Annotated in this window: 6 protein-coding genes; 4 read left to right on the plus strand and 2 right to left on the minus strand. The window is 69.7% G+C overall.

The window, feature by feature from the left end; all coding sequences use genetic code 11:
- Window positions 1-1,269: AfsR/SARP family transcriptional regulator (locus DEIPI_RS0107900; protein WP_027481416.1), on the minus strand; the 1,269-nt coding region annotated here is incomplete at its 3' end.
- Between the two features lie 211 nt (window positions 1,270-1,480).
- Entirely contained in the window at window positions 1,481-2,794 is a 1,314-nt protein-coding gene (locus tag DEIPI_RS0107905) for a hypothetical protein (RefSeq protein ID WP_157463541.1), read from the minus strand.
- A gap of 429 nt (window positions 2,795-3,223) precedes the next feature.
- Here DEIPI_RS0107905 and DEIPI_RS0107910 point away from each other — a divergent pair, with 429 nt between their 5' ends.
- The 4 genes from DEIPI_RS0107910 to DEIPI_RS39250 all read left to right on the plus strand — a co-directional run.
- Window positions 3,224-4,141 carry a hypothetical protein gene (locus DEIPI_RS0107910; RefSeq protein ID WP_027481418.1) on the plus strand — a complete coding sequence of 306 codons (918 nt, stop codon included), beginning with the start codon at window positions 3,224-3,226 and terminating at the stop codon, window positions 4,139-4,141.
- 61 nt (window positions 4,142-4,202) lie between these two features.
- Window positions 4,203-5,072: a fimbrial biogenesis chaperone gene (locus DEIPI_RS0107915; protein WP_027481419.1), complete on the plus strand. Its 870-nt coding sequence runs from the start codon at window positions 4,203-4,205 to the stop codon at window positions 5,070-5,072.
- The gene (locus DEIPI_RS0107920) at window positions 5,069-5,551 is read left to right on the plus strand and encodes a hypothetical protein (protein ID WP_027481420.1); all 483 of its coding nucleotides are present in this window, start codon (window positions 5,069-5,071) and stop codon (window positions 5,549-5,551) included. Before DEIPI_RS0107915 ends, DEIPI_RS0107920 begins: the two co-directional genes overlap by 4 nt.
- Before the next feature lie 19 nt (window positions 5,552-5,570).
- Window positions 5,571-6,657: COG1470 family protein (locus DEIPI_RS39250; RefSeq protein ID WP_045233900.1), on the plus strand; the 1,087-nt coding region annotated here is incomplete at its 3' end.

A 6,657-nucleotide genomic window follows, 5' to 3' on the forward strand; every position in this document is an offset into this window, starting at 1 on the left:
GGCGTCGCGCACGACGGGAGGCAGCGGCGCCCGCTCCCGGGGGGGACGGGCGGGCCAGCCGTGACGGACCAGCCACGAGGTCAGGGCGCGCAGATGCAGGACGCTCCCGCCGGTCTGCTGCTGCAGCCACGCGGTGTACGCGCCGAGCGAGTCTTCCTCCAGGGACGGAAACGCGGCCCCGAGGGCCGCCCGCAGGACGTCGTCCCCGATGGGGGGCAGTTCGAGCGTGTGGCAGCGCCTCGACGTGACGCTGGCGGGCAGGGTGGCGCGCGAGCCTTCCGCGCCGCACAGGACGACGAGCAGCGGCATGGGGAGGCTGAGCAGGAACGAGAGGACGTGCCCGAGTTCCTCGGAGACGTGCTCCGCGCCGTGCAGCGCGAGGACGACGCGGTGGCCCGAACGGGTGAGGGCGCGCCCGAGGCAGATGAGGTCCGCGTTCGCGTCGGCGGGCTGGACGAGCAGGCGGTCGAGCAGATCCCCGAGGTCGGGCGCGGCGTGCAACAGGGCCTGCGCGAGCGACGCCTGGAAGAGACGCCGTTCGTTGTTCACGTCGACCTGCAGCAGCAGCCACGGGCTGCCCTGCAGGCTGTCGCGGACGAAGGTGCGCCGCCCGCTGCCGCGGCGCCCGGTCAGGCGGAGCAGCTGCGGTTCCTGCTCGGCGCGGCGCAGGATCCGCGTGAAGGCCGCGCGGCTCTCGGGCCTCGCGAGGTACAGGTCGGCGTCCATCGGAACGACGTGACGTGCGAGCTCCAGGCCGATGGTGTCGGCGCGGGCACGGACGAGGGCGGCGTGACGGCGCTCTCCTCGCGCGATGAGGCGCGCGTGCACGCGGCCCAGGGCGTCCTCGACCTGCTGGATGATGCTGGCGCGCTGACCTTCGAGCCAGGTCTGGAAGGCGCTGGAGCCGAGGTCCTCCAGGCCGCTCAGGGGCAGCCCGCGCAGCCGGGCCAGCCAGGGCCCGGGGTCCGAGGTGGCGGCGTGCTCCTCATCCCGCAGGAAGTGCGCGAGGTCGGTGTCCGCGTCGAGTTTCAGGATGGGGGAACGGTAGGGGAAGAGGTCGAGGCGGTGCTGCCGCAGGCGGGTCAGTTCGACGCGCAGGTTGCTGAGCGCGTCGTGGCTGTTCCACAACAGGTCCGCGAGGTGTTCGCGGTGATGACCTGTACCTTCCAGCGCGAGGTAGGTCAGCAGCGCCTTTCCCTTCGCAGAGAGCACAAGTTGGTTCTGCCCCTGCATGACGTGCACGTGACCGAGCAGATGCACTTTGATCATTCCGTCCCCTTTTGACCATGTGAGTGGACATGGCGCGATCGCGTCGATGGGAGGAAGGGCGCCAGGATGAGCTCTGAACTCTTCTTTGAGAATGCTATGAGCAGGGTAGCATCTGTGCCCGCACCGGCATGAGTCGTACATGAAGCCTGATTGAGCGGAACGAGGAGAAGGCCGGCCCCTGACTGGGTCGGCCTCCTCTCCTCCTGGGGGCTCAGTCGCAGTGCTGCGTGTACTTGCCGTTGTTGAAGCTGTCGAGCGTCGTGATCCAGTCGGAGGGCGCGGCGGTCGGCGTGGTCAGCCAGCCCGGATTCTTCGAGAAGAACGTCTGCGCGCTCGCGATGGTGGTCCTCACGCCGTTCGGCGCGTCGGCCGGGGGGTCCTTGCCGAGGTTGAGCAGGGCGGTAGCGAGCTGGTGGAACAGCGCGATCGCCTGGTTGGTCTGCACGGGCAGGTCGTAGATGTCTAGCAACCGGAGCTGGCTGTACGACACCCCGCCGATGATGAGCGGGGCGGCCTTCCACGCGGCCGCGTCGTACTTCTTGTTCGTCATGCCGTGGAAAAGGATGCCGTGCGTCTTGTAGTAGCCCTGGGTGTACGTGCAGCCCTGCGCGCACTTCAGCGTGAGCGGCGCCGTATCGCTCGCGGAGAGGTCGGTCTTGGCGCCGCCGAGGTAGGCGGTGTTCACGAAGGTGTACCCGTAGGCCACCGCCGGATTCACGACGAGCTGGGCGGTGTCCGCGCAGGTCAGGACGCGCGACAGCGTCTGCGAGAAGCTGCCGTCGATCGTCTGGAAGAAGTTCATGTCGGGATCGGAGAGGTTCACGGTCCGGTCGCCCACCTCCGTCGTGGTGTTCCGCACCGTCGCCGTCGGCTTGATCCTCGGGGAGTCCGCCGCGGTGGCGTACGCGTTCCCATTCGAGGTGCCGGACGTGGAGAACGACAGCATGAACTCGTCGGCGGTGTCGAACGCGGGGTAGGTCTGGCTGGACATCGTGAGGTTCCAAGTCCGGCACGTCCCGCCCGGCAGAACGGCCGCGCCCACGAGGGACACGGAGGCCGTCACGTCGACCGGGCTGACCGCGAGCTCGCCCTGCGGGCCGTACAGGTGCATCAGCACACGGAAGTCGTTCCCGAGCGTCATCTCGGAGCCGAAGTTGTTGCACACGCTCAGGGGCGCGTCGGCGGGCGTGGACAGGACCGTCCCCGCGGCGCTGGTGCTGCTCGAGCTCTGCTCGGAACGCGTCGCGGTGAGCTGGAAGCTGACCTTCGCCTGCGTCGTGGACAGCTGCTGCGTCGCGAGCGCCTTCTTCGTGAGGGTCCACGAGTAGGTGGTGACGGTGTTCTTCACGCTCGACCGATCACCCTGGAGTCCCACGCTGGACGACAGGCCCGAGACGACCGTCATGGGCGCCGCCACCAGCAACGAGGACGCGCCCGGCGACGGGGCGGGACCGGGGGACGCCGGGCCGCCGCAACTCCACAGCAGAGCGGCCGTACCGATCAGGGCTGAACTGGTCCACTTCATAGCTGCCTCCCTTGTCCGCGACCCGTCGCTCCGCTCGGACGTCAGGGCAGGGGCGGCGATGCGGGCAGGGTGAGCGTACTCCCCGGGACGTGAACGCTTTGTTTCTCATCGAGTCCGGATTCACGCGCGTCCGGTCGCAGCGGTCGACGTCCCGACGCCTCACCGCGAGGGTTCGGCGGGACGGCTCCGGAGCGGTCCAGGACGGAGGATTTACGACTCTTTCACGGTGTGTAAATCGTGAGCGGCGTCTTTGCCGTCGCTGTAATGGACCTTGACCTACGCTCACCGCACACCAGACAGCAGACCCCGGGGAACTCCCCACGCCCGGGGACGCCCCGGGAGGTGATGGGAACAAGCACTCGGAAGACGCTCCCTCATTCGATCAGGACCGCACCCTCGCAGCACCGCAGCCCCTCCAAGGAGAACTTGATGCGTAACTTCATTCTCGCCACGACCGTCCTCGCCGCCTGCACCCTCGCCAGCGCCCAGCTCCAGACGGCCGCCCCTGCCCCGGATCCGAAGGTCGTCTCCCCCACCACGGTCGACGGCGCGGACCAGTACTCGAAGGGCAGCGACACCGCGTCCGTCACGCAGACGGTCCACCTCAAGCTGCCCCGCGCGACGGCCCTGCACCTCGACGTGAAGGACCTCAGCTTCGACCTGTCGGCCCTCAACGGCACGAACTGGGGCGCGGACGGCCCGAACGTGGGCTCCGACTTCGGCGGCAAGATGGTCTGCGTCTACGGCAACCAGACCACCGACGTGGTCGAGCAGCTCAGCAGCCCCGAGTTCTACGGCCAGACGCAGACCAAGCCGCTCGGCACGTCCTACGACATGTACAGCTGGCCCAAGATCAAGGTCAACGGCGGCGACGTCGTCACGTCCTACCCGCCCATCCAGATCGGCGCGAACGGCGAGCTCAAGCCGGGCTCCAAGAACTACTTCGTCTGCTACCGCTCGTTCATCCTGCAGAAGTTCTCCAACGGCGGCCGCTTCGACCTGACCGTCACTCGCAGCGACGCGGGCAGCGACGTCAACAACATCAACCACCTCTACATCCAGGACAACCCCTGCTACGCCGGAACGGCTGCTCAGGCGCCCGCCACGGGCCTCTTCGAGCTCAAGGCCGGGGCGCCCGCGCTGCACCTGCTGCCCGTCAGCCTGCAGACCGGACCGACCGGCACGCGTTCCGACGACGACAACGCCCGCTGCGGATACAAGAGCTGGCTCGACGATCTCGTCGTGATGGCCGTCAAGGTCAACGGCGACCGCGCGGGCGACAACACCGCCACGGTCACCTACACCCTCACGACGCTCTCGTGGCCCAACGCGGACATCGCCCACTGAACCCCCGCTGAACCGGCGGGACCCGCCCAGCGGGTCCCGCCCCCCCGCCCCAGGAGGACCCATGTACCCGAAAATCCTGCCGTTTCTGCTGCTCGTCGTCGCGTCCTGGTTCGGTACGGCCTCCGCCCAGGGCAGCGTCGGCCTCGACCCTTCCGTCGCGCGCTTCTCGGCGACCCCGGGAACGTCCGTCACGCAGACCGTCGGGATCTTCAACCCGACCGACCAGAAGGTCAAGCTGCGGGTCCTCGCGTACCTCGTGGACGTGGACATGAACGACGTCGGCCAGCTGTCGTTTCCCAAGGCGGGCACGCTGCCCGACAGCGCCTCACGCTGGATCCAGGTGTCGCCCTCCGAGGTGACGCTGGAAGGCCGCAACCGCGCCGAGATCCGCTACACCGTCACGGTGCCCGCGGGCACGAAGCCCGGCACGTACTCGTCCGTCCTGATGTTCGAGGCGGAGAACCCCAACCCCGGCAGCAAGACCGAGTTGGCCCGCGTCAGCGTCCGCGTCGGCCACGGGATCTTCGTCAACGTGGACCCCATCACCGTGAAGGGCGAGATCAGCGGCATCTTTTACGAAGCACCCCAAACCGAGAACGGCTTTTTGAGCCTCGCCGTCCAGTACCACAACGGTGGAAGCGGCGCCGCGATGGTCGAGGGCTACGTCGAGCTCCGCGACGACCAGGGCAGGAGCGTCGCGAAGCTTCCCCTGGAACGCACCCTCAGCCTGCCGGGACGCTCCACCATGCTGCGGCTGCGCTGGGCGGGGCCCGCCAAGAAGGGGCAGTACACCGCGCTGGTCGTCCTCAACGACGGCGACCGCGACCACGACGTCGTCGGCGAGCAGCTCGTCGACCTGCCGCTCGACCTCGCCGCCGCCCCGCCCGCGCCGAAGGCGCAGGGCGCGGACGGCGCGGAAGGCGCCAAATGAGGCGCGCCCTGCTGCTCGCCACGCTCCTGCTGGGGCTCGCGCGGGCGCAGGACACCGGGATGGTCGTGCGGACGCTCATTCCGGACGTCCTGACCGTGCGCACGCAGACCGACCCCACGACGTTCCTCATCGACCTGAACAACTACCCGCCCGCGCGGTTCCCGGCGCGCTACCCCGCGACGGCGCGGACCGTGAGCCTCTACGCCACCACCGATCGCCCCTGGAACTTCCAGATCGAGGTGCACGACATCGTGGACGCCGCCGGCGCCCGGCTCATTCCCGCGTCGCAGATCTGGTTCCGGGTGAGCAGGGGCGTCTGGATCCAGGCGACGGGCGGTCCGCAGGTCGTCTACAGCGCCGTCGGGACCACGCCCGGCTGGGTGGACCTCGACGTGGAGTTCGCCCTGGAACTTCGAGGCGGCGAGCCCGGTGGGGCGTACGCCGCCTCCGTGGACTTCACCGCCCTCGTCCTGCCCTGACCCCACGACGGAGGATCTCATGAACCGCGCCCGTGCCAGCCTGACCGTGCTCCTCGCGCTCGCCGTCTCGGCGGCGGGGTACGCGCACGGGGTCGCCGTGACGCCCGCCGCGGCGCGCGGCGAGCCCGGCGAGTTCGTGACCGTCACCTACGAAATCCAGGGGGACGGGACGTACGAGTTCACCGTGGAGAGCCCCGAGGGCTGGACCCCCGTGACCCGCACCCGCACCCTGCACGTCGACGGACACGCGACCGTGCCCGTCACGTTCCGCGTGCCGCGGCTCGCGCCCGTCGGGCCGTCCCCGGCGCTGACCCTGCGCGTGATGGACGGCGCCACCGAACTCACGCGGGCCACCACCACGATCGACGTGACCCCGCGCGCCGCGCTGGCCCTGCGTGTCCCCGACCCCAACATGGTCGTCCCGGCCAATCAGGACAGCACCTTCCCGGTGTACGTCTCCAACCTCGGCAACACGACCGACACGGTCACGCTCTCCAGCGCCGCGCCCGCCGTGAAGCTCGTGTTCGACCCGCCAAGGCTGACGCTCGCGCCGGGCACGACGGGCGTCGTGAACGTCACGCTCGTCCCGCAGGGCGTCACGTCGCCCGGCTATCAGTACGTCGTGCTGCTGCGCGCCACGTCGTCGACGGATCCCGCCGTCACCTCGGCCATGGAGGTCAGGCAGACCGGCCGCCTTCCGGACGTCGCGAACGCCGAGGCGAGCGGCCCGCAGCTGCGGCTGGGTGTGAGCGCCTCGGCCGCCGCGACGCTCGACGTGAAGGACGGTGTGACCACCGCGAGCGTCACGTATGGCGTGACGCCCACCCTCAGCGGTCAGCTGTCCGACTACGTGGGCGCGCTCCTCCCGCTCGGCACGTGGCAGGGCAGCGTCGCCGATCCCGTCCCGAGGGGCTTCTCGTTCGGGGTGTCCTTCCTCGGTCCGGCGTGGTCGCTGGACGTCGGGGCAGACGCGACGGGCGGCACCGTGAACGGCAGCGCGCTCCTCGCGGGGTGGGACGCGCGGGTCGGGGTGGGCGTGAAGCGGTTCGGCAGCGGCACCTCGTACGGCGTGAGCGCGGCCGCGCAGCACGACCTCGGCGTGGGCC

The organism is Deinococcus pimensis DSM 21231 (genome assembly GCF_000519345.1).
In the GTDB taxonomy this organism is placed as follows: Bacteria; Deinococcota; Deinococci; order Deinococcales; family Deinococcaceae; genus Deinococcus_A; species Deinococcus_A pimensis.

Excerpts from the sequence above, each read along its gene's own strand:
- DEIPI_RS0107920 (WP_027481420.1), top strand. The coding sequence starts at position 5,069 with ATGAGGCGCGCCCTGCTGCTCGCCACGCTCCTGCTGGGGCTCGCGCGG.
- DEIPI_RS0107915 (WP_027481419.1), top strand. The coding sequence starts at position 4,203 with ATGTACCCGAAAATCCTGCCGTTTCTGCTGCTCGTCGTCGCGTCCTGG.
- DEIPI_RS0107905 (WP_157463541.1), bottom strand. The coding sequence starts at position 2,794 with ATGAAGTGGACCAGTTCAGCCCTGATCGGTACGGCCGCTCTGCTGTGG.
- DEIPI_RS0107910 (WP_027481418.1), top strand. The coding sequence starts at position 3,224 with ATGCGTAACTTCATTCTCGCCACGACCGTCCTCGCCGCCTGCACCCTC.